We start from the raw sequence: 22,586 nt of genomic DNA on the forward strand, positions 1-22,586 counted from the left end.
GCGCCGGCCGATCAGGCGTCGTCGGGGCTGTAGTTGGGCGCCTCGTCCGTGATCATCACGTCGTGGGGGTGGCTCTCCTGCTGGCCGGCCGCGGAGACGCGGACGAACTCGGCGCGCTCCTTGAACTCGGGGATGGTCTCGGCGCCGACGTAGCCCATGCCGGACTGCATGCCACCGACGAGCTGGTGGAGCTCGTCCGCCAGCGGGCCCTTGTACGGCGTCGCGGCCTCCACGCCCTCGGGGACGAACTCCTCGTCCTCCTCTTCCTCCTTGAGGTAGCGCTCGCCGCTGCCCTCTGACATCGCGCCGACGCTCCCCATGCCGCGGTACTGCTTGTACTTCTTGCCGTTCATCGTGATGACGCGACCCGGCGCCTCGTCGGTACCGGCGAAGTACGAGCCGAGCATGACGGCGTCGGCACCGGCGGCGATGGCCTTGATCGCGTCGCCGGAGTAGCGGATGCCGCCGTCGGCGATGACGGGCACGTCGTGCTGGCTGGCCACGTCGGCCACCTGCGAGACGGCCGTGATCTGCGGCATGCCGGCACCGGTGACGACGCGAGTCGTACAGATCGAGCCGGGGCCGATGCCGACCTTGACGCCGTCCGCGAAGTCGACGACGTCCTCCGCGGCCTCGCGGGTGCCGATGTTGCCGACGACGACGTCGGCGTCGACGGTCTCCTTGATCTCGCGGGCGCTCTCGATGACGTTCAGGTTGTGCGCGTGGGCGCAGTCGATGAACAGCACGTCGACGCCGGCCTCGTCGGCGGCCTCTGCGCGGTCAACCTCGAAGGGACCCACGGCGGCGCCGGCGATGGGGCGGCCGTCCTCGTCGCGGGCGGCCTGGTCGTACTCGCGGCGCTGGAGGATCCCCTGCATCGTGACGAGGCCGATGAGGCGGTCGTCGTCGTCGACGATGGGGACGCGCTCGATCTTGTGCTCGTACATCAGCTCCAGCGCCTCCCGCGGCGTGACGTCCTCGCCGGCGGTGATGACCTCGTCGGTCATCGCCTCGCTGACCTGGTCCTCCTCGCCGACCTCCAGGTACGGGCGGATGTCGGTGCCGGAGATGATGCCCAGAACCTCGTCGTCCTCGTCGACGACCGGGGCGCCAGAGACGCCCTGGCGGCTCATCATCTCGTCGACCTCGCGGACGGTCTGGTCGGGCTCGGCGGTGACGACGTCCCGGATGATCAGCTCGTCGGCGCGCTTGACGCGCTCGATCTCCGCGACCATCTGGTCGACGTCCATGTTCTGGTGGAGGACGCCGAGGCCGCCGTGGCGTGCCATTGCGATCGCCAGGTCGCTCTCCGTGACGGTGTCCATCGCCGCGGAGAGGACGGGCACGTTCAGCGTGACGTTCGTCGAGACGCGCGTCGTGGTGTCGGCCTCGTCCGGCTCGACGCGGGACTCCTTGGGTCTGAGGAGCACGTCGTCGAACGTCAGGGCCTCCGGTACGCGGAGCTTCTCCGAGAAGGGCTCGGGCTCGTTCGCCATGTAAATCGTCGCAGACGACAGGTCAAAAGCGTTGCGAGAGCGCGACAGCGTGCAGGACCGTCCCACGACGGTACGGGAAGAGCAGGGGCGGGCGGCACAGAAACCTCCGGTAGGAGAGAACGTACGTCCAGTTTCGAGGCCGAGAGGCTGTAATACCTGAACGAATACCCGGGATAGCAATACGAATCGAGTGGTGTGGGGACGAAACTCACACAACGCTTATGCATGAATCAATGATAATTACATACATGCGCTCCGCCAGCGCCACCATCGAGAACACCGCCCGTGGAACGACCGTCGACCAGTCGGTCGTGAAAACATTCGGGGGGACGCGCTGGCGGAACGGCTTCGGCGACCGGTCCGGCGGACGGTACCGACGCCGAGAGTACCCACTGGCCGCGGGTGACGGCCCCAGTCCCTGATGAGCAGCTCCCAGCATCCGGTTGCCCTCGCCCTCGAGCGACGCGTCGGCGGCGCGACCAGGCTCCTCGCGACGGTGATGCTCCTGCCCCTGCTGGACGGGGTGTTCGTCGCCGTCGTCCTCGCGGGCGGGCTCACGACCGTCACCGGCATCGTCGAGGTCGGCCTGCTCGTGTTCGGCGGGTCCGCGACCCTCGCGGTCATCCTCGCGGAGATGGAGGGTTCACCGAAAAGGATGGCCGTCTCGATCCTGACTGTCGGGGCCGTGGTCATCGCCGGCGCGGTCCTCGTCGCGGCGCTCGCGCCGACCGTCCGCGGACTGCTCCGACTGGAGGTGTTCGAGCGCTTCGCCGCCGTCATCATCCTCGCCATCGCGGGCCGCACAGCCAGCGCCCGGATCGGCGAGTGGCTGCCCCGCCCGTCTATCATCCTCCTGCTGGGGTTCGTCGCGAGCGTGACCCCCACCGGCGTGAGCCTGACCGTCCAGACGGATCCGGCGCTCATGCTCCGCGCGGCGGCGTCCGCCGGCGTCGGCGTCGCCTTCGCCCTCGCCGCCGCGCTCAGCGCCCCGTGGCTCCGCAACGCCGTCGACATCGATCGCTTCCGCTTCGGCAGCGCCGTCGCGCTGGGCGTCCTCCCGCTGTCCATCTTCGGCGTCCTCGGAAACGCCCCCGTCGCGCTGGCCGTCCTCGGCGTGACGACGCTGCTGTCCTTCGACCCCCAGCGGGCCCGAGAGCGCGACGCCGAGTGGGACCCCGACCACGTCGACGTCACCGCCGCATTCGCCGACGGCGGGGCGTCACAGGGCGTCGGCCACGACGAGGCCGACTCCGAACCCCATCCGACCGTCGACGTCGACGAGGAGGTGGAGGAGGACGTCGACGAGGACCGCCTCCCGTGGCTGTGAGTGATACTGACGGCTGTCCCAGTGAGACCGTGTTCGGCGCTCCGGGCGTCGAATCCGCCCCGTACGGGCAACCGGCAGTATGAGAAGGTTTAGGGCCGTCACGGTCCACCTCGCTTCCATGACCGAGAACCGCGTGGTTCAGGGTCGGATGGTCACCCCTGAGAGCCTCGCCGAGCTGATTGAGGACGAAGACGTCCTGGACGCCGAGGACATCGAGGACGCCGACCGCGAGTGCCCCGACTGCGGCGGCGACGTCATCGCCGTCGGCTACATGCCCAGCGCCGTCGAGTTCGTCACGGGCTACAAGTGCCAGGACTGCGACTGGGCGACGACCGACCGCGACGAATAATCGTAATCCCTTTAGGGGAATCCAGCAAAGTGGCTGGTGCGGGGTCGTGGCCTAGTCCGGGAAGGCGGCTGACTCCAGAGGCTACGTGCCCGGTGACGACGCTCCAGAGCTGATATACTGAGCGATCGACTGATCATCGATCGCGTTGATGACCCTCTGGAGTACCGAGGCGCAACCGGAGATATCAGCCGATCGGGGGTTCAAATCCCTCCGACCCCACTCCGTATAAAAGTAAAGCGGCGCTTCTTGCCGCTTGTACTCCGCCACTCCAGAGCGGTGCGTTCGGGAGGTGGTCGGCGTGAGCCGGACTCGCCGGTCTCACGACCAGCCCCTCCCGCTCATCTGTGAGTTCTGCGGGAGCACCATCGAGGACGGAGAGCAAAGCTGTCCTGCTCTCGACGAAGGGAGGTGTCGGCCGTGAGCTCCGAGTCCGTTATCGGCGACACCGGCCACACGGAAGTCCGAAAGGACTCGGAGTTCATCTGTCCGCGCTGCCTCGCACGCTGCACTGAGTCGCCCAACAAGCCTATCGAGTACGGTCACTACGAGGGATGTCCTCGTCGAGACGACGATCTCCCGTGGGTCGGCTGTCGTACCTACAAGCCTGAGAAGGATCCGCTGCTAAAGGGATCACCCGAGGTCGCTGCCGACGGTGGCCGCCTCACTTGTGACGACTGCGGCGATGATATCGATCCCGACCAGCACAAGATCCAGATCCGGATCAACCAGCATCATCTGGACCTCTGCGCTGACTGCCAGAGCGAGTACAGGGCCGACCGGCAGTATGCTCCCGTCACCGACGGAGGTGAGCAGCAGTGACCTGGCCTGTCGAGGTCGACGACTGGGAGTTCCACCCGATCCCCCAGTCGTGGATCGAGCACGGTGTCGACGCCGACGCCGGCCAGAAACCCCGCGTCTACGCCGTCAGCGCGGCGACCGAGTACGGCGGCCGGATGCTTCAGATCCGGTACGCTCACCCCACCGAGCCCTACGTCATCCGCTACTCTCACGAAGGATACGAAGGCGAGAACGGCATCGTTCCTGCTGCGCTTTCCGATCGCCAGAGTGAGTGGCCACGTTCGCTCGTTCCAGCTACCGAACCGTCCGACGCGATTCGGGACTGCGAGTGGGATCACTTGCAAACGCTGTGGGGGGACCGCGTCGGGCGAATCCCCACACCTGACGACGCTGACGACCAACGGCTCATCGCTGACGGAGGACAGGTCGCGGAAGTTGATCGCACCGAGTTCCCGCGGCTGAAGGCCGATATTGGAGAAGACCCGGCTCGGTGGCTTGCACCGCAGACGGACATGGATCCGACACCACGGATCCGTGGCATCAGCGAGCCCGAGGTCGCCGCCGCGTGGCTCGCAGTCGCTCGCCGCCTTGGCGTCGATGGCGACGTCCGCGACAAGATCAAGCGTCGGCGCGATTATCTCGCTGATCGCGAGGCCGATCAACGGGGGGTCGACAAATGATCGTAGAGGAGGAGAACCCGATCGGCCTCGAGACTCACGGTCTGGGCCAGAACCTTCTCTGGGAGGATCACGGCCTCTCTCCGTACTGGGGCGTCGTCAGTGTCTTCGAGCCCGATCACGACGAGACTCTCGGCCCGTTCGAGGCCTGCGGCGAAACTTGGGAGATCGTCGGTGCCAAGCACTGGAACGGTCAGCTCGCCCATCCCGAGAATCCCGATGAGTTCGAAGACGGACTCTACGAATATCAGTACAAGCTCGAGGCTGTCGACGACTGGGGAGACCGTGACGCTGTTTTCCAGTTCCGGCCCGGCTTTCCCGACGCGATGAACGTCCACTCCGGGAACCCGATCCAGTCGATGCCTGACGACTGCCCGGAGTCAATTCGCGTCCAGTCCATCACGACAAACCTCTCAGTCGACGAGTCGCTCGAGTTGCTTCAGGCACTCGCTGATCACATCGGCCTGAACCCGGATTACTTCCACGAAAATCCGCACCCGTACTCCAGCATCTACCAGTTCGAACGCTACGGGCGTCTCGATCGGGCTGTCGCGCAGGATCACCTGACCGGGTCCGGCGGCATCATCGACGAGATTGCCGACTTCGCAAAGGATCAGCGCGGCCGTGGCGAGTACAAGTGGGACCACGAGGAGATTGAGGGCCACTACCAGAGCGTCGCGATCGATCCCGATACTTGGGACCTATTGCTTGAGGATCAGTCCTACGGTAAGCATTTCAAGTGCTATCACCCATTCCACGTTCGTTCAGAGAGTACGGACCGCGACGATGATCCGCTCGCCGATCCGAAGATCGAGATGTCCTATTCCAGTGAGTACCACCCCGGCGAGTCTCTCGACTGGCACGAGCGCGACGAGGTCGTCTCTGAGCTCGACGAGGCCGTCCACAACATCCTCTACTGGGCTGACGTTCCCGTCACGCCCGACGCGGACGTCTGGACCGACGAAGATCCCTACTTCGACGGCAACGCTGGCGACGCGGTCGAACTCGTCTCAAATCCGCTGCCTGACCTCCGCGATGCAACCGAGCATCACGTCGAAAGCGAGTTCGTTCGCGCTGACGTCACCGATACCGACCTCGAGATCGCGAAGGTCCTCACCGATGGCGGGAACCAGCACTACGAGGAACTCGCCGAGAACGCCGACGCCAGCACGTCGGCTGTCTACCGTCTCCTCGATAAGTTCTCCGCGCTCCTGGAGTCAGACAACGGGATCGTCAAGTTCATCGACGACGCTACGCGCCAGCACGCGACGGATATCCTCGAGCAGGTCCGCGAAACGACCGAATGGGCCGGAGACGCGATTCGTGAGGTCGTCGATCGGGATTCGCTGCTTCGTGGCGAAGGCACCTCTGCCCTTGAGAAGTGGATGCAGCGCCACGGGATCAAACTTGTCAACAGCCAGCGAGACCGTATTCGCCTCAAGCTCGGTCGGCGTGTCGGCGAGCGAGAGCTTATGAAGATTCTCCGCTCCGGGCTCGAGGCCGCCGAGGGCTCTGGTATCCCCACCGAGAAGATCAGGAACGGCCTGATTGACTGGGTCGACCGCGACGGCAATCCCCGGAAGGGCTGGCAGATCGTCGTCGACGGCAGCATCCTCAGGAAGGGCGGGGGCGACCCCTACGATTCAGTTTCGTTTACTGGCACGCCTGACGGGAACGTGAATAAGAGCGGCTGACGCCCGACAGGATAGAGGCATCACTATCCAGCCCCCTGTTTATTTTATAAAGGCAACCGCGTTCCAGCCGTTTTATTGCTGAAATATTACCAGTTCTCTCGACGCCTACGGTGGGCTGTTGGTCGCGCTTTGTCGTCGGCTGGGCATACCCCCTTTAGGGCGTGTACCTAAGGGCACGAATTTCAAATACACCCGGACCTTCGCTGGCGCTCGGTCCGGCTACCGCACTGCAACCGCAATACTACCGCCGATCAACAGCCAGTTGGGCTTTGAATGGGGGTTGATAGGTAGATACGTCGCCCCTACTGGCATGAGCGTCTCGAAAGCCAGACAGCTCGCTCTTCAGGGGAACTACCCAATGGCGGCCGTCGAGGCCGTCCCCGAGCCGGCGTTCGCGAGGATCTTCAACCTCCGCACACCACATCGCCTTGGACGACTTGCAGACGGCACCTGGCGACTCCAGCACGACCGCGACGGTCGGGACTGGATCGTGCCGCGTGCGCACGATGCACTCCGACTCTCACACATCGGCGCGGATCCACTGACCCGGACTCGAGAGAAGTACTTCGGTGCCACTCCGACCGAGTTCCACGATAGCGACCGAGACCACGTCGTCGACGTTGGCGCTTTCATCGGCGAGCTTGCCACCAGCCTCGAGGACGATCACGAGCGGATCCTCGCTGTGGAACCGGATCCACGGAACGCCACCTGCCTCCGACGCAACGTCGGCGAGAGAGTGGACGTAGACGGCCGTCTCGCGTGGCACTCGGACGAACCTGTCGAGATGGACCTCGCCACGGATGGCCCGAGTCCTCTGCTCTCGGTCTCGATCGAGGAACCACTGCTCGAGACACCACGTCGATCGACGGTCGAACCGTCACGACGATGGTCGACGAGTGGGGATACAACCCGGATCTGGTCAAGGTCGAAGCCGAGGGTGCAGAGCCAGAAGTCCTCGCCGGGACTGTCGATCTCGACTGCGAGATCGTCGTCGACGTCTCCGACGAGCGGGTCGGAGAGTCGACACGGACGATGTGCGAGGGGCTGCTCAACTCACACGGCTACGCTACCGAGTTCTGTGCAGCCGAGAGCGTTCTCTACGCCGAGCCATGATGGAGAACTGGGATTCGCTTTCTGAGTATCTCCTCGACGCCTACATTCACTTGCTGCTGCTCGTCGTTGGATTCCTGTCCGGCTGGCGAGCGAGCAACAACGCCACGCTACAGGAGGTGACGATTGGCTCTATCGGACAGATCCAGAACGCACCGATATCTGATCCTCCCGTCTGGATCTTCGCCTCGCTCCTTCCTGGAGTCGTCGTGATCCCGCTAAAGATTCGCGACTATCTCGACTGAAACAGCCGGCCAGTATTTCTCACTATGAGGTAGTGCCAATGGTGTTTGATCCGTTGTCTGTCACTGGCACCCCCACTATCGTATCCGCCACACCACCCGAGGTTCCAGAGCTAAATGTTATCGAACCGTTGCCACGGATCTTAGTGAGTAAACAATCAGGCTGATCGACTGTGATTGAGCCGCCCAGCCAGACCCGTTCAACAGCCGTCTCAGGCCCAGAGACTGTCCAATCCCCAGTTACGTATGTTGAATCTTGATATCTGATCCCTGTACCGACCAGCGTAATACCACCGAATGATCGATTAGAAGAATATTCCATCGGCTCAAGAAAGATAAGACTCCCTTCGCTCGGAGCGTCAGATAGCGCGTTATCTAATCTACTGTCAGGATCAGACCCATCGTACGCGCCAGCATAGAACCATCCGTTGGCCATCTCTTCTACACTGACCGGTCGCAGGAATTCGACTGCGCCCGTATCGTCGACGTCGGCGACGACATCCCCGCTGGGATCCTTCAGTTCGTCGAGGTAGACGTCGACCTCGTCGCCCGGCGCTCCGGCACGACGTGAGGACGTATCCGATCCGGATGCCGTTCCAGCCCCGAAGCCGAGCAGACCAGCGCCTGCCGCCGCTCCGCCGGCCTTCAGTACGTCTCGCCGGTTCGGCATCATCCGCTTGACCATGCTCTCCAGCTGCTCGATTCGCTCCTCCTGTTCGCGAACTCGCTGTCGCAGTTCGTTGGGATCTTCGTCGGTCATAGTTGTCTCGTTGGGTGACCCGCAACCTCGCCGATTTGCCGGGTCATCGGGAGCGGGTAGTCAGCGGATGGCTCTCAACAGGACCGTCGCGGCGACGACGCCGACGACGAATAGCGTCACCGGGTACGCCCACGTCGGGCCGATCCCGACCGTCAACATCGCGAACGTCGCGACGACGGCGATCACCGCACCTGCGACCGTCCCGACACCTGCACGGAACCCGGACGCCGCCATCACGCCACCGACGAGCAGGCCGGTCAGGAGTACGCCGGCACTGCCGACGCCGCCCTGGGCTGAGAACCCGCTCCCGATGATGAACGGACCGACCCTCGTCGCCATGTCGAGGATGCTCGAGAGCGATCCGTCGGTGACGCCCGACATCCACGTCTCGTTTCCGACCTCAGTGCTCTCGTTGTCGTAGTATGGCGCGTCGTTGGCGGCTGCTGCCGTTCCACCCATCGTGAGGGCCACAACAGTCAGCATCAGTACTCCGACCACGTACGCGGCCGCCACCGCCTGCTTGGTTCGTTTCTTCATCATGCACTCCCCCGGATCAGTCGGACAGTCGCTCCGATGAACGCCATCGAGAACGACCCGCCGAGCAGGACTGTCACGCGCGGCGGTGCGTTCGCGCTCTGGAGGACTGTAATCGGCCAGAACACGTAGCCGATCAATTTGACGATGAAGTTCCAAACTGCCAGAAGTGGACCACCCAGCTGCTGAAGCGACTGCTGGATCGGTCCACCCATATTTTCGAGATCGTCCGCGGTCGACTCGTTGGCGTCTACGCCGCCGGTCGTCGGGTCGTCGATGATGAAGCCCCCGACACCAGCCGAGTCCCACATGATCGCACCGCCACCCCACATGATTGCGCCGATCACGAAGTACGTGAGGATCACGTGCGAGAACCGCATCGTTAGATCCCCCTCCTGAGCGCGGTGAAGCTGATCCACGCCACGCTCGAGGCGAAGACCAGCCCGTACTGTACCCAGCCGATCACGCTGAACGCCGCGAGCACCAGCACGACCACCAGCCCGATCGACTCCGACGAGAGACGATAGTTGGTCGCCACAGCGCCCGCCATCAGGATCGACAGCAGGACCGACACCATCGTCTGGAACGCCGCCACGTCGCCAGCAGGCAGCAACGACGGCACGTCACCTGCGACGCTCAGTAGCGAGTTCGGATTCTCGAACTGCCGGTTGATCGAGTAATTCCGGTATCTGGTCCCGCTTCTGCCGGAGTCCATCTCGAACTGGGTCTTGACCACGAGTGTACTGTCGCTCATGTTGCTGAGGTCAAGTGAGAGCGTCAGGCTCCCGGCCCCTGTCGCCGAGTCGTTCGCGAGTACCGTCGAGTTCGTCTCGTTCTCGCGAATCGCCGTCACGTTGAACGACGACACCGACTCGTCGAGCTCGCGGACGTCGACCGTGACGTCCGTCTGGCCCGCCGGGACGACCCCGAGCATCGGCTTGTTGTTGACGATCGGCCCGACGTCGCGAATCTCGATCTCGCCGTCGGCGTGGACCCGAATCTGCTGTGCGCCGTCCGCAATGGGAGTGTATGGACCGAGGACCATTCGCTCGCCAGTCTCCGTGTTGAGGACAACGAGCCGATGCCTGACGTTATTCGCCAGTTGGACGCGGTACTCACCCGTCGATCCGATCACGTCGCCCTGGACAGTCCTCCACGATCCGTTGATCGCTCGCTGGACGAGGAGTGCCGTATTGTCTGCTCCGAATCGGCCAGTGTAATCGCTGTACTCGAAGACCTTCGAGTTGTATTCGGCCGACTCGTTCAGCAGGAACATGTCCTGCTGCTGGTAGAGCGACTCGACGTAGACTCGTCGTGGGAGGTATCCATCCGCGTCGACTAGCGCGACGAACTGCGCGTCGCTCGGCAGGCCGGTGAAGTTGACCGTCCCATCAGAGGACTGCCGTTCAACGACCTCCGTCGACTCCTTATCGTCGACGTAGAACCGAATCTCGGCAGAGACGTTATCAAGCAGTTCGTTGGTCTGCTCGTCCCTGATATACAGCGTCTCCGGCGTCTTCCGGATCCGGATGTCGTGGTCACCGCTGGACAGACCCTGGAACGTTGCCCGTCCGTCCGCGTTTGTCGTCGAGGTCGCCAGAATCTCGTCCGACTGGTCGTCGATTGCCGCGACGTCAGTGTCGCCCGGGAGGCCGCCGATCGAGACGTTCGCCGACGAGGTCGCCGAGTACCGGAAGTCGACAGTCCCGTCGTCCAGTTCGGTCGCGCTCTCGGGTTGCCACTCGATCGAGTCGAGGCCACCTCCGACCGTCACGCGCTGCTTGTCCGACGGGTTGATCGAGATGTCTCCCGTGCTGGCGTCGACTTCCGAGACCGTCGTCCACGACCCCTCGATGTTGTCGAGTCGGGCGCGCGTCCCCGCGGCACCGTCGACGGTCGCGTTCCCGGCCGTGGAGTTCACCACGATCGTCGACCCGCGCGTGAAGTTGCTCATGTCGACCTCGCACTCGCACTGGACGATCACGTCCGTCCCGTCGTCGTGACCGAGCGGGACGTTCCGCGTCGGAGTCCAGTAGTCGGCCGCCGCAGCGACGACGCCGGCCGTCAGCAGGAGTGCGATCACGACGTACACGCCGAGCCTGGCCCTCGGCGCGCTGTCGTCCGTCATCGTCGACCCCCCGCGGCGGCTTTCCTGAAGATGAGCCCGAAGATGACCAGGACCATCAGCGGCAGCATCAGACGGAACAGGTAGATCGTCCCCTGATCCATCTGGCCCAGATTATCCTCGAGGCCGGCCGCGAAAACTGGATACAGCGCTCCGACCATCGCTATCGCGCCGAGGAACATTGCGACGTCGGGCACCGTGATCCTGGCTCTGTCGTCCATGGTTACCCTCCTCGTCGAGCACTTGCGCCGATCGACAGGATCAGTCCGATCAGCAGGATCGGGATCGTCATCTGGAGGAGCAGGCTGCTGAACGGATCCGCTTCCGACGCTGCCATCGACGTGAACTTGCTGAAGAACGGTGCCATCGCGAGGATTGCGACGAGCGTGAATAACGCCAGGATGGCATCCGTCAGTTGGATTGCCGCGCGGTCGTTCATCATGCCGGACCACCCTCGAGCCACGATGCCAGGTAGAGCAACGCCAGCAGCGGGAACGTAATGTTCACCAGAAACGTTGACTCCGGGCTCAGGCTATCGACGGTCTGGAAGTTGTTGATGTACCAGAACCAGACCGGCGCGATCGCGACCAGCCCGAGGAACGTCAGGAGCGCAAACGGGACTTCAAAAACGTCCATCCCAGAACCCTCCTTCGCTCGAGTCGCCGCCGAAGGTGAACAGGTCCTCGGCGTCGGCGATCGCCTCGCGCGTCTCCGCGTCGCCGGTCACCTGTGCCTCCGTCGGCAGTTCGCCCGTCAGCCGGAGACCGAGTGGCTGGCCCTCGAGCGTCTCCGGATCGGGGGCGCGGGCCGCCTCGGGATCTGGGCCGAGTGCCGTCGAGACGACCGTCTCTTGGAACCAGCCCGTTGTGAGCGAGTTGCCCGAACTTCCACCACTGGCAGACCACGGATCGTCACCCCGGTCCGGCCCGTCCGCGCCGCTGAATTCGAAATCACGGGGCCTGCGGCGTCGGTTCCGGGAGTTGCTGAACTGGTTCGGATTCGGGAACTCATCGGGCTGTTGGAACCCTTGGCCTGTCTCAGGAGGAGACTCGAACGGATTACTGAGTTGCTGTGCCAGAGCAGGCTGTGCAACCGCAGCCGTATCGAGAGCTTCTAAACCGCGGGTCCGGGCATCTTCTCTGAACAGCGGCAGCGATCCGACGCCGGGTCGCGACAGAGGATCTGCTCTACCCGTCGATCCCTCTCCAACGCCGGTCTCTGGTCCGACACCGATTCCTTGGCCGATATCGGGCTGCTGAGCCGCTAACTCATCTGCCTCTTGGACTTGTCGTTCGCTCGCTTCATCTGACCTCTGCTGTGCTTCTTGCGACGACTGCTCAGCTGCGCTCTCTCCCGGGACCACGAGCGACGGGAGGTTTCGTTCTTGGAAGCTTGGTTCATCTTGCTCAGTCACTTCGCGCTGCTGTCCTTGCCTGTAGAGGTCCGAGATTCCGGAACCGCGCTCTTGATTGATCCGCTGCCCGGGGGCACGATTTCCAGGCTGCTCCGAGATGCGATCGTCGACGAGGTCCTCTTCCGTGATCTCGACGACATCGTCTCCAGTCTGTTCACCGACTTCGCCGATGACGATCTGTTCTGTCTGGATCGTCTGCGGATCAGTTTGGTCCTGCTGATCGGGAATCCCAATCTCAGAGGTGACCGTCGGATCTCGGATCGGGAGTTCCTGCTCAGTTGACTGCTGGTTCTCGGGCACCTGAAGTTCGCCAGTCTGCTCCTGCTGGTCGGGCACCTGGACCTCGGTCCGGTCTTCGACGGCGTCCCCCGGCTGAAGCTCTCCGTCGTCGGAGAACTCTCCGTAGGCGGCGAGTGCCGGGATGGCGACGGCACCAGCCGCCGCGCCGCCCAGACCGACGCTGGTCCCGCCAGCACCGCCGACACCAGTGCCGAGGCCTGTCCCAGTCCCGAAGCCCGTTCCGACGCCGGTTCCGGTTCCCACGCCCGTTCCGACGCCAGTCACGCCGACAGCCGCGGATGCACGTCCGAGATCTCCAGACGGCACGTCTGACGTGATGTCTTCCGCCTGCTGGTCAGCGTTCTCGATGACGGTATCGAACCCGTCAGTCACCCAGTCGACCCCACTGCGGACCGTGTTCGCTGCTTCCTGTCGCGTCTCTCGGACGGGCTCGCCGGGGATCCAGAACGCATCCTCGATGGTCTGAGCGATCGACTGCTCTGTCTGCCCTTCGACGCCGGTCGCCTCTTCGATGACCCCGAAGAACTGGCGCTCGGGACCGGTCTGCTGGGCATCGAGTTGAGCTTCTGGCGTGAGCCGGCCCGTCACTTGGCCACCCTCGCGTTCGAACTCCACGTCCTCGCGCGTGACGTCCATCCCAGTCTCGTCTTCCAGCTGCGCGATGATCTGCTGCTCCGGGTCGCGCTGCTGGCTGCGTTGTGGATTCTGGGGCGTCGGTGACTGCTGATCATTCTCGCCGAACACCCGCTCCTGGCCCGATTCTGTGAGCCCAGCCTGGACGTTCCCGTCGACGATCTGGACGTCGAAGTCATCAGTCGTCAGGTTCTCGTCGGTCTGGCTCTGGAGCCCCTGAATCGCCGCGATACGCGCCTGATCCCGTTCCTCGAGGCGCTCTTGCTCTGCGCGGGCCTGCCCGGTTTCGGTGACCTCGACGCTGAGTTGGTCGCCCTCCTGGACTACCCGAACGTCCTCCGGAGACTGGAGCGTGTCCGACTGCTCGATTGCCTGTTCTTCGTAGTACTGGGGCGTTATGTCGGCCTGAATCCCGGAGTCAGTCTCCTCCAGCACGAAGTCGTCGCCCCGCTCCAGCCCACGCTCCGACAGCTGGGAAGTAATCGATTCGGCTGCGCGCTGTTCGCGTGCGGCCGCTGCGGCTTGCTCTGCCTCTGGACCGACGTAGGCAGCGATATCGCCGGATGGCGTCTCAGCGAGTGCGATGTCGTCGCCCGGATCCGCTTGATCCCGGGCGCGGTTGAAGATGTTTCGGACCTGACTATCTGAGAGGTCGGTGTCTTCGTACGTGACCGCCGCGTCGGCTTGATAGTCGGTCGGACTCTCGGTTCCGACGTCTGATCGGTCTGGTTCCGACGTTTCCAGCCCCTGATCACTGTCCGGGAGTCGATCTTCGGCCTCTCGTGCCCGGTCGATCTCCGGCGCGGATGGCGACGACTGGTCGGCCGTCTGATCCGGAACGCCTCTGGACTCCGACGGGGACGGCTGTCCGCGAGACACCGGATCGTCCATTTCGGACTCCGTTTCCTGGGTCGACCGGTCGACCGGATCGGACGGCGTCGGTGCTCCGCGAGACTGTGAGGGTGATGGTTCCGAGCTGCTACTGCCGCTGGACTCATCACTGTCCTCGTCCCCGTTCCGGTCGTTTCGAGACGAGTCCTGTGTCGACCGGTCGACTGGATCGGACGGCGTCGGTGCTCCGCGAGACTGTGAGGGTGATGGTTCCGAGCTGCTACCGCCGTTGGATCCCCCGCTATCCTCGTTTCCGACGCTGTCGTTCCGAGACGAGTCCTGCGTCGATCGGTCGATGGGATCAGTCGGCATTGGTGCTCCACGTGATTGCGAGGGCGACGGAGCCGGGCTGCTATCGGTGGTCGACCCATTGCCATCGTCAGGGCCGCTGCTGGTCGAGCCAGATCCGCTCTCAGACGATTCGTCTTCATGACCCGACAAGAATCCGGGATTGTCAACCATCCCGTCACCGTCCTCGTCTCCAGCAACCATCACTCGTCACCTCCCCAGAACGGTGAGTCGAACGTCATCGGGTCGTCGCTGTCCTCGCGATCGTCGTCGCCCCCGCTGACGACGAACGATTCCATGTCCAGGTCGTTGTCATCGCTGGTCGCTTCGAATCCCGGCCCGTCGCTGTGAACGAACGACTCCATTTCACCGTCACCGCCGTTCCCGGCGGCCAGGTGCTCGACCTGTTCGGGTCGTCCAGGGACCAGTGTCGCGTCGACCGGTGCGGCCGTTGAGGCGTTCTCTTCCGCACGGGCGAACATCCGCTCGGCCTCGTCCTCGGGAGGATCAGACCGACCTCCCGAGCCACTGTCTAGCTCCGCGGCCATCTGCCTGAGTTCGAGATCGGACAGCTGCCGTCGTGCCTGGTTGCCGGCACGACTCGCGGCGTCGCGCCCGTGACCGGCAGCGTTACGGAGCTTCTCTCTCAGTCCCATGATTCACCTCCCATGGCCTCGATCTTCTCGCGGAGTTCCTCGAGGCTGTCCGCCGAGACGATCTCCTCCTTGCCGTACTGCCCACGCTTCTGGATTACGGAGTACTCGGAACGTCTGGTGCTCATGGCAGACCACCGCCGAACATCCCCTGGAGGACTGCCAGCGCGATGATCCCGGCGATGAGGTAGGTCATCACGTCGGACTTGTCCATGTCGATCCGGTCGAACAGGGACGGAGCCTTGCTCGTGACGCGCATGTTGAGCCACTCTTCGGCCTGGTCTGCGGAGAGGGCGTACTCGGTCGGGTCGTGGAGTGGGATCGGATCCAGCTCCCCGGACTTGTGGACGACGGTCCACATCCCGGTCGATCGATCTGGCAGGAACGCCTCCCTGGGGAACAGGTAGCGCTGGCCGTTGTGCTCGAGTTCCCTGACGCCGCCGCCCTTCTTCTCGGGCTTGACGAACTTCGGCGACGGGAACGAGTCCTCGACGAGATACCAGCGTACGTAGCCCTTCCCAGCCAGTTTCTGGAGCTTCCTCTGATGCTTGTACTGTTTCCAGACCTTTCCGAACGTCCCCAGCCGAGACTTGAGTCGCGGCGGGTCGAGTGTAACAACGTCAGGATCCTCGTCTGGATCCTCGTCGACGGCTGGCGTCACGTCTTCGGGGAGATCAGGACCGACGTCAGAGCCGTCTGTTGCTTCGGTCGCCATCACTTATCCCTCCGGAGGAGCGAGCGGCCCTTGTCCTCCGTTTCGTCCATGATCCGCTTTACCGACTCGCGCCCGAACAGGTTGTCCAGCAGGCGAGCGCCGCGCGATCGCGACGTCTCGTGCCGCACCGCGACCATTCGCCAGTGGGGAGGCGTCCAGCGCTGATCGACGCCCGTCGCCGTCTCCAGCGCCTCTCGGCGCTGTTCGTCGGATAGGGCCTTCCAGATCTCCTCGCCCTTGCGCTCGATGAACCGGCGTCGATCCTTCTCCTCGCGGTCGTCTTCGTCGAGATCTTCCCAGCCCTCGATCGCACGCGGCGTCTCTGCTCGCTCGTCGTAGAACGCCTCGCCTTCCAGGGCGAGCTTGCGCTTGGTTTCCTCCACCGCACGGTCGATGATGCGGTCGCCGAACGCCGACGCTCCGAACATTCCGTAGCGGTAGGACTCGACCTGCTGCCAGCGCTCGCCGTCCTCGTAGTAGCCCAGGCCGAGGTTGTTATCGTCGAGGAACTCGTCGACCTCCGACGAGTCGATTGCTTTGCCGTACACGTCCAGACCGTCGCGCGGGCGACCGTCGTCTGCCGTCTCGTTGAGGTTTGGCTGTCTGTTAGGCATCTGGATCGACACCTCGCATAACTAAAACGCCACCGAGCAGCATCCAGACGAATCCGAGGCTGAAGCTGCCGATGAAGTCGATCTCGGACGTCTGGTACGAGATCTCCGTCGTGTTCGAGTCGACTTGCTCCTCGACCTTGCCGTCGCGCTGCTCGAGGCCTTCAGTCATCACCATCGCGCCGACTGCCACGACCAGCACGGCACCGATCGACGCGAGACCATTCAGGTTGAAGATATAGCCGGCTCCCCAGACGACGAAGCCGACCAGCGTTATCGTAACTGCGGGTACTAAAAGCATGGAATTCTGGGGATGGGGGACTACATCCGGTCCATCACGGCTCTCGCCAGCACGACCAGAGATGAGCAGTGCGAGGAACAGCGGGAGCAGTCCCGCGATCGTCGTCGTCGTTCCGCTGGTGCTCTCGTAGTCGTAACTGGTGTAGACCGTCTCTCCGTCGGAGATGTTACCGCCGCTGAGGGCCTGCAACTCGCCCGATTCGTAGTCCACTTCGTAGTCCGATCCCTCGGAGTACGAGGTCCCATCTTCTGCTTCGACGGTTACCGAGCCGTCGACCAGCTGGTAGCCGTCGAGTTCGACGTAGTTGCCGACGTCAGCCGTCACTGACTCGTTGGCGACACTCTGCTCGCCAACGTTCGAGTCGACGACGCTGATGAATGGACTCACTAAAACGACGGCTATCACCGCAACGATCGCGACACGAGCTACATTCGTTGCCATGATGATGTGACCCCGTTAGATGCGGCGCATGAGCGGTGCGGCCAGCGCGATCATCACGAGCAGCGCGCCGAAGAGCGGCAGCAGCTCGAGGATCGTCTGCGTCGTCCCGCTTGCGTTCGAGGACGCAACCGCATCGTTGACGGTCGGGATGAACACCTGAATGACGACGATTGCGCTGATCAGAACACCGATGATGAGGCTTGTGAGGTTACCCTGTGCGCGGTCGTCGTCCGGGGTCAGCTTGCTTAGTTTGTTAAACATGTGGGGTATTTTTCGTCACCACCTACTCACCACAGCGAGGTCTTAACATATAATTAGTTCGGGGAATTGATAGGTGTTCTATTGCCGATTAACCGATTAGCTATGCTTTGCTGGTGGTTTTTTAATCGCTTCCTAGACGATTAGACATATGGCGACATCACACCGCCGCCAGCAAACTGGACCAGAGCGGAAGATTGTTGGATCGTTCAAACTTACCGGCGACGAGGACAACACGCGGTTGACGATATCCTCAAATCTTGACCCCGAACCGTTTCCCAACGAGAAGGGAACGAAGGTCTCCGTCGAGTTCGTGAACCCTGACGACGGCCCGGCCTTCCTCGAAGTCCATCCTCATGAGTAGCATGAGCGACGATCAGGAACGCGGAGTGAGCACGCGCTGGCAGGGATATAGTGACTACCAATCCGTCAGTCGGCGGATTGCTGAGTCGATACAAGACGCGACCGACGCCTGGGCCACACTTCAGCGAGCGCACGTTGAGGACGCCCGTGTCAGTGCCGAACTCGCATCACGGGCCGGATCCCAGATGCTTGCCCCGGCAATACTGCTCAAGCAGCATATGGAACGCGATCGCGAGTCGGTCAAGGAGTACGACGAGATTCTCAGTCGATGGGAGGGTAGTGCCGACGACGTCGAGCGGGGTTATCTTGAGGAGCTTCGGCGCGTCCAGCTCCATCGCAAGTGTCCCGACTGGCTCGAGCAGTTCGTCCAGGACCTCAACACGGCTGGGCTCGAGCTTGGCTACCTCGCTGCCGGCCGGAGCGAGAAGCAGGAAGAAGCGCTCGATCCCATCGACGAATCAGTCAAGGACATGTTCGAATGACGTGGTTCCTGTTGACCATCGCTGTTGGATACGTCGCCGTCGGCCACGTCCTGCTCCTCGCTATCCTGTTCCAGCATAGTCGCGTCAGTAACTCCGGCATAAGGATGTAACCATGAAGCCCTTAGAACCTACTCGACGGTACTACGAACGGTTGTATCGAGACAAAATCACGGAAGACTTCGATGCAGTCATTCCGATTATCGGTGACGAGGGGATGGGTAAGTCGACATTTATCCTCCAATCAATCTGGATATATCAGCAGGTACGTGGTGTCGAGCCTACGCCAGAATCCGTACTCGACACGATCGTCTGGGGTGGCCGGGACGAATTCAAGCAGGCGCTGTCAAACCGCCCTGAAGAATCGGCGATTTGCAGTATGGACGCTGCTCGGGTGATGTATAAGAAGGATGCAATGGACCCAGATCAGAAGAATCTGGAAAAGGACCTGTTGGACGTCAGGATGAAGAATAACGTCTATTTTCTCGGTTTTCAAGACTGGGAAATTGTTCCTACGATGCTTCAAGAGCGGAGGGCGAAGTACGCGTTCTATATCCCATCACGAGGTGCTGTTCGCGGATATAGTCGAGAGTCGATTGACAAGCGGAACGAAACGGGCTCCTGGCCCGCTGCCGACATGAAGGACAAGTTCCCAGATCTGGAAGGAACAGACCTCTGGAAGTCGTTTAGGGAACTCGACAAGCAGCATAAGATCGACCGGATCGACAGCAGCGATGACGACGGGGATGTCGAAGACTCATCGCACAGTCTGAAAGACGTCGTCTCGGACATCAAGGACACTGGAATACAGGACTTCATCTCAATCAACCCAGGAAACAAGCAGCCCTACATCGACCCGGATCTCATCGAATTCGAATACGAGTTGAGCGCCAGAAAGGCGAAGAAGGTCAAGAAGGTCCTGGCGAAGGATCCCGATGTCGAGATTCCAGACGAAGTGGCGAGCGCATAGCGCGCCCGCAACGCACACACCATACTCAGTTTTCCATTATATTTGCGCGTGAGCGTTGCCCGCGCGGGCGCGCGCGACCCCGGGTCGAGTTGATCGGCGAAGAGAACCCGCTGATCCCGACTGTTCTCCTTCGAGCTCGCTGTCAACGACGATCGTCGTCGACGGATCCAGAACAGGGCCGATTTTGACGCTGGTGACGATCTCCACTCCGAGGACTGCACCCGTAGCTGGTAGCAAGTGCAACTATCCAGAACAGTCTCACGAGAACTCCGCTGTGATTAGCCTCGAGGCCGCCAGCGTTGCATCAGTCCGGGTGATTCGCGTGCGGCCCACGATGGTCATATCTCACCCAGCAGCATCGCCGCAGCCACCGCCCAGAACATCATGCCGACTACACCGGCCAGGTAGTCGAGCGGACGATCGGCCTCGTCTCGGAAGATGCTGACCGGCGCAACGGCGACCACGTACATCGTCGCAACCATCAACGCAACCGGTGTTAGTCGGAAAGCAATCCTGATGCGCTGAAGCCAGTCCGCTTCGCTGTTTGTTCCGGTCATTCGAACACCCTCCAGAGTCGCTTTACGGTTACCTCAATAGCCGGCGCCATCATTACCAGCAACGCGGCGATCATCATTACCCCAGCCAACTTACCACCCCGCTCGAAGTAGCCCATCTCAACCCATCCAGAGGTGAAAGACCAGGGCTAGCGTCATTATCCGAGTGGCGGCAGCCATGTTGGGTGGGCTAACACCGTCTGATTTGGGCATAGTTCCGGTCATCGTTCGCAGCCCTCCGATACTTTATGTGAGTACGCCGGGTACAGAGACGGATATTCCGCCTTGTTTTCCCACGGCCTCTCAAGTGCTGAAGCGACAACCCCGGCGATGCTCAGGGACACTGCGCTCTCTTGTAGCCGGTGGAGCGAATCTACGCGATCGTCTGCTTTCGGAGTGCTATCGTTCATACTCTGGAACCTCCACGAAATCCTCCGCTGTCCAGTCGTCTGACGTGCCGATACCCATCCGCTCGCAGTGGACGCACCGGGCGGTGAGTCCGCCGCTGGCACTCTCCATGAGTACCCACGTCCGAGAGCCACACTCGCACTGCGCACGCTCGCCGATCCGGTCCGGCGGCACTACTGCTCACCCCCGTCCGACCCTCCGCCGTTCTCGGACCCCTCGATTATCGCGCTCACTTCCTCCGCGTAGCAGCTATCACAGAGCGCGTGAAACACGTCGTTGAACGGTTCGTATCTTTCCTCCCGCCGCCAGTGCGGTTCCTCCATCTCGTCGCTCTCCGGGTCCTGCTCGACCTCCGCGCCGCACTCCTCGCACTCGACAGTCCGCTCGTGGAGCGAAAACTCGTAGAGGTCCTTTTCCAGTACGGTCGTCATGCCGATCCCTCCAGCATCTCGTGAATCTCGTCGTCGTCCATCTCGGCGATTGCCTCGGCCCACGGGTCGTACTCGTACCCCTTCGGGCCGCAGTTGTCGCAGTGGAACACCTCGCAGTAGGACGGGCCGCGCCACTCGTAGCGAACGCCGCCGAAGCGACCGCAGTTTCCGCAGCGCGGCGGGTTACTCATCGCTATCACCGTCCGGAACGGGAGTGTTGTCGGGCCTGAGCTGATACACCCATTTCCGCCTCTCGTAGTCCTCCCACGTGTCGCGGTCCTCGCCGTGGGGAGAGCCAGCCGGAACCGTCCGCCTGCCTCACTTGGGTACACTCGAAACCCGCTGCCTCGTAGACTGTTCCGTAGTTCCCGGCGACGCCTGAATTGGCGCTAAACGTATCGAAGCCCTCCAGCGAGCCCAATCGCGGGCGCGGGCGATGAGCCACGAGCCCGTGTTCGCCGGGCGCGGTCGTCGCGGCGACAGTAGCGCGTGATGCTCAACTCCGTCCCGTCGTCCGCCATGCGAGCGACCGGGCGACCGACGACACACCACGGCGACGATGCTACCGCGATACCGAGCGGAGAAGCACGCTTTCCAGCCGGGGACACCGCCGAGCGGATGGCGCTGTTCCAGAAACTCATTGATCGGTGCCTTCTCTCGCTCGCGCACGAGCTCAAGGTCGTCGACCGACGAGGGGCTCGGCGGGCTCCGCGATCGTGCCGACATTTTCGTCTGCTTTGGCCTCACTCATCGGTACCAACCAACCGATTCATTGCGTGGGACCGGTCCCACCCTCGCGCTCCTCGAAGCGGAGTCGGTTGTAGGGGGAGAACGTCGCGCCGGAGAACGCCCACCCGGCCCGCCGCATGATCGTTGCGACGTCCTCGGTCCCGCGACCTGCGTCGTCCTCGACCCGACCGTGATAGTCGTCGGTCGCCAGTCCTCGTCCTCGCCGTCGACGAGGAGCTCGATAACGCACGGGAGGTCGTAGACCATGTTCGCCAGCTCCTGGCGATCGAGGTCGTCGCGCGCGCGTTTCCTTCGCCTGTTCGTAGGCGTTCGGAGTAGTGTTCATGGCTCGTAGTTCGGGTCGAACTTCTCCGCCTGTTCGTGCTCGTCGATCAGTAGGACCGTCTCGTCGTCCGCCTCCGCGCCGCAGTACGGGCAGGCAGAACGTCGCGTCGTCGTGGCTCTCCTTGAAGCGGTTCGCCCCGACGATATGGGCGTCAGCGCCGCACTCGCCGCAGTCGACGTGATAGACGCCGCGGAGGTCGTTGTTCTCTTTGAGGTACTCTATCAGGTTCATAGGCCAGCTCCCTCGTAGCGACAGTCGGGACAGACGCGCTTCGGGTCGTAGGTGCGTCCGTCGCAGTAGCGGCATTCTTTCGGCTCCGGTTCTTCTCGCGAGACTTTCCGCGGGTCGTTGCCTAAGCTCATTGTTCGTTCTCCTGTGTCCGGGAAGGCCCGGAGTCGGGACGGTCCATTTCCGGCTGGAATGAACGGCCACATTCCGGGCAAGCGAGCCCGTCGTCCGTCTCCTGTAGCACGAGTTTGCACTCCGGACAGGCGGGGATCGTGGAGCCAGTGCCGCTCATTGACGGAACACCTCGACCTCGTCAACCTCGCTACTCTCTTCGACGATTCCTTTGATTGCCTCGGCTTCCGCCCTGGTTTCCATACCCGGCCCCTCGAACGTGACACCGCCGAGGTGGACCTGGACGTTCCAGTCGTATTGGTTCGCGTTCATCGGTCACCACCGTCCCG

General features: G+C 62.7%; 32 protein-coding genes and 1 tRNA gene. 12 read left to right on the top strand and 21 right to left on the bottom strand.

The genetic code is table 11. The annotated features are described in order from the left end of the window. Positions 1-11: 11 nt before the first annotated feature. Positions 12-1,496, bottom strand: coding sequence for an IMP dehydrogenase (gene guaB, locus LCY71_RS16500; protein WP_225334234.1), 1,485 nt, complete (start codon positions 1,494-1,496; stop codon positions 12-14). Positions 1,497-1,744: 248 nt separating this feature from the next. Between guaB and LCY71_RS16505 the strand changes: the two genes are divergently transcribed. The 7 genes from LCY71_RS16505 (at position 1,745) to LCY71_RS16535 (ending at position 6,341) form a co-directional block, all read left to right on the top strand. Then, positions 1,745-1,918, top strand: coding sequence for a hypothetical protein (locus LCY71_RS16505; RefSeq protein ID WP_225334235.1), 174 nt, complete (start codon positions 1,745-1,747; stop codon positions 1,916-1,918). Then, positions 1,918-2,823 (top strand): DUF5794 domain-containing protein, encoded by a 906-nt coding sequence (locus LCY71_RS16510; RefSeq protein WP_225334236.1) that lies wholly within the window; start codon positions 1,918-1,920, stop codon positions 2,821-2,823. The genes LCY71_RS16505 and LCY71_RS16510 overlap by 1 nt, the downstream gene beginning before the upstream one ends. A gap of 118 nt (positions 2,824-2,941) precedes the next feature. Continuing rightward, positions 2,942-3,172, top strand: coding sequence for a DUF5795 family protein (locus tag LCY71_RS16515; RefSeq protein ID WP_225334237.1), 231 nt, complete (start codon positions 2,942-2,944; stop codon positions 3,170-3,172). 40 nt (positions 3,173-3,212) lie between these two features. Then, positions 3,213-3,391: transfer RNA gene (locus LCY71_RS16520), tRNA-Trp, on the top strand. Positions 3,392-3,589: 198 nt separating this feature from the next. Continuing rightward, a complete protein-coding gene (locus tag LCY71_RS16525; RefSeq protein WP_225334238.1) occupies positions 3,590-3,991 on the top strand; it encodes a hypothetical protein in 402 nt (133 codons plus the stop codon). Continuing rightward, positions 3,988-4,650 carry a hypothetical protein gene (locus tag LCY71_RS16530; protein WP_225334239.1) on the top strand — a complete coding sequence of 221 codons (663 nt, stop codon included), beginning with the start codon at positions 3,988-3,990 and terminating at the stop codon, positions 4,648-4,650. The genes LCY71_RS16525 and LCY71_RS16530 overlap by 4 nt, the downstream gene beginning before the upstream one ends. Next, complete coding sequence (locus LCY71_RS16535) at positions 4,647-6,341, top strand: DUF7845 domain-containing protein (RefSeq protein WP_225334240.1); 1,695 nt, start codon at positions 4,647-4,649, stop codon at positions 6,339-6,341. The genes LCY71_RS16530 and LCY71_RS16535 overlap by 4 nt, the downstream gene beginning before the upstream one ends. A gap of 520 nt (positions 6,342-6,861) precedes the next feature. On the opposite strand, the gene LCY71_RS16540 is transcribed toward LCY71_RS16535, so the two are convergent. Next, positions 6,862-7,107, bottom strand: coding sequence for a hypothetical protein (locus tag LCY71_RS16540; protein WP_225334241.1), 246 nt, complete (start codon positions 7,105-7,107; stop codon positions 6,862-6,864). 119 nt (positions 7,108-7,226) lie between these two features. Between LCY71_RS16540 and LCY71_RS16545 the strand changes: the two genes are divergently transcribed. Together LCY71_RS16545 and LCY71_RS16550 are read left to right on the top strand one after the other, a co-directional pair. Then, on the top strand, positions 7,227-7,454 hold the full coding sequence (locus tag LCY71_RS16545) for a hypothetical protein (RefSeq protein WP_225334242.1): 228 nt from the start codon (positions 7,227-7,229) through the stop codon (positions 7,452-7,454). Then, on the top strand, positions 7,451-7,696 hold the full coding sequence (locus LCY71_RS16550; RefSeq protein ID WP_225334243.1) for a hypothetical protein: 246 nt from the start codon (positions 7,451-7,453) through the stop codon (positions 7,694-7,696). The genes LCY71_RS16545 and LCY71_RS16550 overlap by 4 nt, the downstream gene beginning before the upstream one ends. Positions 7,697-7,718: 22 nt before the next feature. Here the strand turns inward: LCY71_RS16550 and LCY71_RS16555 are convergent, their stop codons facing one another. The 14 genes from LCY71_RS16555 to LCY71_RS16615 all read right to left on the bottom strand — a co-directional run bounded on the left by LCY71_RS16555 (position 7,719) and on the right by LCY71_RS16615 (position 17,620). Then, positions 7,719-8,453, bottom strand: a complete 735-nt coding sequence (locus LCY71_RS16555; RefSeq protein WP_225334244.1) for a twin-arginine translocation signal domain-containing protein — start codon at positions 8,451-8,453, stop codon at positions 7,719-7,721. Positions 8,454-8,513: 60 nt separating this feature from the next. Continuing rightward, on the bottom strand, positions 8,514-8,993 hold the full coding sequence (locus LCY71_RS16560; RefSeq protein WP_225334245.1) for a hypothetical protein: 480 nt from the start codon (positions 8,991-8,993) through the stop codon (positions 8,514-8,516). Next, a complete protein-coding gene (locus LCY71_RS16565) occupies positions 8,990-9,367 on the bottom strand; it encodes a hypothetical protein (RefSeq protein ID WP_225334246.1) in 378 nt (125 codons plus the stop codon). The genes LCY71_RS16560 and LCY71_RS16565 overlap by 4 nt, the downstream gene beginning before the upstream one ends. Before the next feature lie 2 nt (positions 9,368-9,369). After that, complete coding sequence (locus LCY71_RS16570; RefSeq protein WP_225334247.1) at positions 9,370-11,115, bottom strand: hypothetical protein; 1,746 nt, start codon at positions 11,113-11,115, stop codon at positions 9,370-9,372. After that, positions 11,112-11,333 (bottom strand): hypothetical protein, encoded by a 222-nt coding sequence (locus tag LCY71_RS16575; RefSeq protein ID WP_225334248.1) that lies wholly within the window; start codon positions 11,331-11,333, stop codon positions 11,112-11,114. Before LCY71_RS16575 ends, LCY71_RS16570 begins: the two co-directional genes overlap by 4 nt. Positions 11,334-11,335: 2 nt before the next feature. After that, positions 11,336-11,554 (bottom strand): hypothetical protein, encoded by a 219-nt coding sequence (locus LCY71_RS16580; RefSeq protein WP_225334249.1) that lies wholly within the window; start codon positions 11,552-11,554, stop codon positions 11,336-11,338. Continuing rightward, positions 11,551-11,748, bottom strand: a complete 198-nt coding sequence (locus LCY71_RS16585; RefSeq protein WP_225334250.1) for a hypothetical protein — start codon at positions 11,746-11,748, stop codon at positions 11,551-11,553. The genes LCY71_RS16580 and LCY71_RS16585 overlap by 4 nt, the downstream gene beginning before the upstream one ends. After that, on the bottom strand, positions 11,735-14,350 hold the full coding sequence (locus LCY71_RS16590; protein ID WP_225334251.1) for a hypothetical protein: 2,616 nt from the start codon (positions 14,348-14,350) through the stop codon (positions 11,735-11,737). Before LCY71_RS16590 ends, LCY71_RS16585 begins: the two co-directional genes overlap by 14 nt. Before the next feature lie 491 nt (positions 14,351-14,841). Further along, positions 14,842-15,294: a hypothetical protein gene (locus LCY71_RS16595; RefSeq protein ID WP_225334252.1), complete on the bottom strand. Its 453-nt coding sequence runs from the start codon at positions 15,292-15,294 to the stop codon at positions 14,842-14,844. Continuing rightward, a complete protein-coding gene (locus tag LCY71_RS21495; RefSeq protein ID WP_263654210.1) occupies positions 15,285-15,419 on the bottom strand; it encodes a hypothetical protein in 135 nt (44 codons plus the stop codon). Before LCY71_RS21495 ends, LCY71_RS16595 begins: the two co-directional genes overlap by 10 nt. Beyond that, a complete protein-coding gene (locus LCY71_RS16600) occupies positions 15,416-16,006 on the bottom strand; it encodes a hypothetical protein (RefSeq protein ID WP_225334253.1) in 591 nt (196 codons plus the stop codon). The genes LCY71_RS21495 and LCY71_RS16600 overlap by 4 nt, the downstream gene beginning before the upstream one ends. Then, complete coding sequence (locus LCY71_RS16605; protein WP_225334254.1) at positions 16,006-16,620, bottom strand: hypothetical protein; 615 nt, start codon at positions 16,618-16,620, stop codon at positions 16,006-16,008. The genes LCY71_RS16600 and LCY71_RS16605 overlap by 1 nt, the downstream gene beginning before the upstream one ends. Beyond that, positions 16,613-17,359: a hypothetical protein gene (locus LCY71_RS16610; protein WP_225334255.1), complete on the bottom strand. Its 747-nt coding sequence runs from the start codon at positions 17,357-17,359 to the stop codon at positions 16,613-16,615. The genes LCY71_RS16605 and LCY71_RS16610 overlap by 8 nt, the downstream gene beginning before the upstream one ends. Positions 17,360-17,374: 15 nt before the next feature. Next, positions 17,375-17,620, bottom strand: coding sequence for a hypothetical protein (locus tag LCY71_RS16615; protein ID WP_225334256.1), 246 nt, complete (start codon positions 17,618-17,620; stop codon positions 17,375-17,377). A 148-nt stretch (positions 17,621-17,768) separates the two neighbouring features. Between LCY71_RS16615 and LCY71_RS16620 the strand changes: the two genes are divergently transcribed. The 3 genes from LCY71_RS16620 (at position 17,769) to LCY71_RS16630 (ending at position 19,429) form a co-directional block, all read left to right on the top strand. Continuing rightward, complete coding sequence (locus tag LCY71_RS16620; protein ID WP_225334257.1) at positions 17,769-17,981, top strand: hypothetical protein; 213 nt, start codon at positions 17,769-17,771, stop codon at positions 17,979-17,981. Between the two features lie 217 nt (positions 17,982-18,198). Further along, positions 18,199-18,462: a hypothetical protein gene (locus LCY71_RS16625; RefSeq protein ID WP_225334258.1), complete on the top strand. Its 264-nt coding sequence runs from the start codon at positions 18,199-18,201 to the stop codon at positions 18,460-18,462. Between the two features lie 112 nt (positions 18,463-18,574). After that, a complete protein-coding gene (locus tag LCY71_RS16630; RefSeq protein WP_225334259.1) occupies positions 18,575-19,429 on the top strand; it encodes a hypothetical protein in 855 nt (284 codons plus the stop codon). Positions 19,430-19,767: 338 nt separating this feature from the next. On the opposite strand, the gene LCY71_RS16635 is transcribed toward LCY71_RS16630, so the two are convergent. The 5 genes from LCY71_RS16635 to LCY71_RS16655 form a co-directional block, all read right to left on the bottom strand. Continuing rightward, on the bottom strand, positions 19,768-19,986 hold the full coding sequence (locus LCY71_RS16635) for a hypothetical protein (protein WP_225334260.1): 219 nt from the start codon (positions 19,984-19,986) through the stop codon (positions 19,768-19,770). 578 nt (positions 19,987-20,564) lie between these two features. Next, entirely contained in the window at positions 20,565-20,822 is a 258-nt protein-coding gene (locus tag LCY71_RS16640) for a hypothetical protein (protein ID WP_225334261.1), read from the bottom strand. Further along, complete coding sequence (locus tag LCY71_RS16645; protein ID WP_225334262.1) at positions 20,819-21,013, bottom strand: hypothetical protein; 195 nt, start codon at positions 21,011-21,013, stop codon at positions 20,819-20,821. The genes LCY71_RS16640 and LCY71_RS16645 overlap by 4 nt, the downstream gene beginning before the upstream one ends. A gap of 578 nt (positions 21,014-21,591) precedes the next feature. Further along, positions 21,592-21,801 carry a hypothetical protein gene (locus tag LCY71_RS16650; RefSeq protein WP_225334263.1) on the bottom strand — a complete coding sequence of 70 codons (210 nt, stop codon included), beginning with the start codon at positions 21,799-21,801 and terminating at the stop codon, positions 21,592-21,594. A gap of 612 nt (positions 21,802-22,413) precedes the next feature. Then, positions 22,414-22,569, bottom strand: coding sequence for a hypothetical protein (locus tag LCY71_RS16655; RefSeq protein WP_225334264.1), 156 nt, complete (start codon positions 22,567-22,569; stop codon positions 22,414-22,416). Between the last annotated feature and the right edge of the window lie 17 nt (positions 22,570-22,586).

The organism is Halomicrobium urmianum (genome assembly GCF_020217425.1).
In the GTDB taxonomy this organism is placed as follows: domain Archaea; phylum Halobacteriota; class Halobacteria; order Halobacteriales; family Haloarculaceae; genus Halomicrobium; species Halomicrobium urmianum.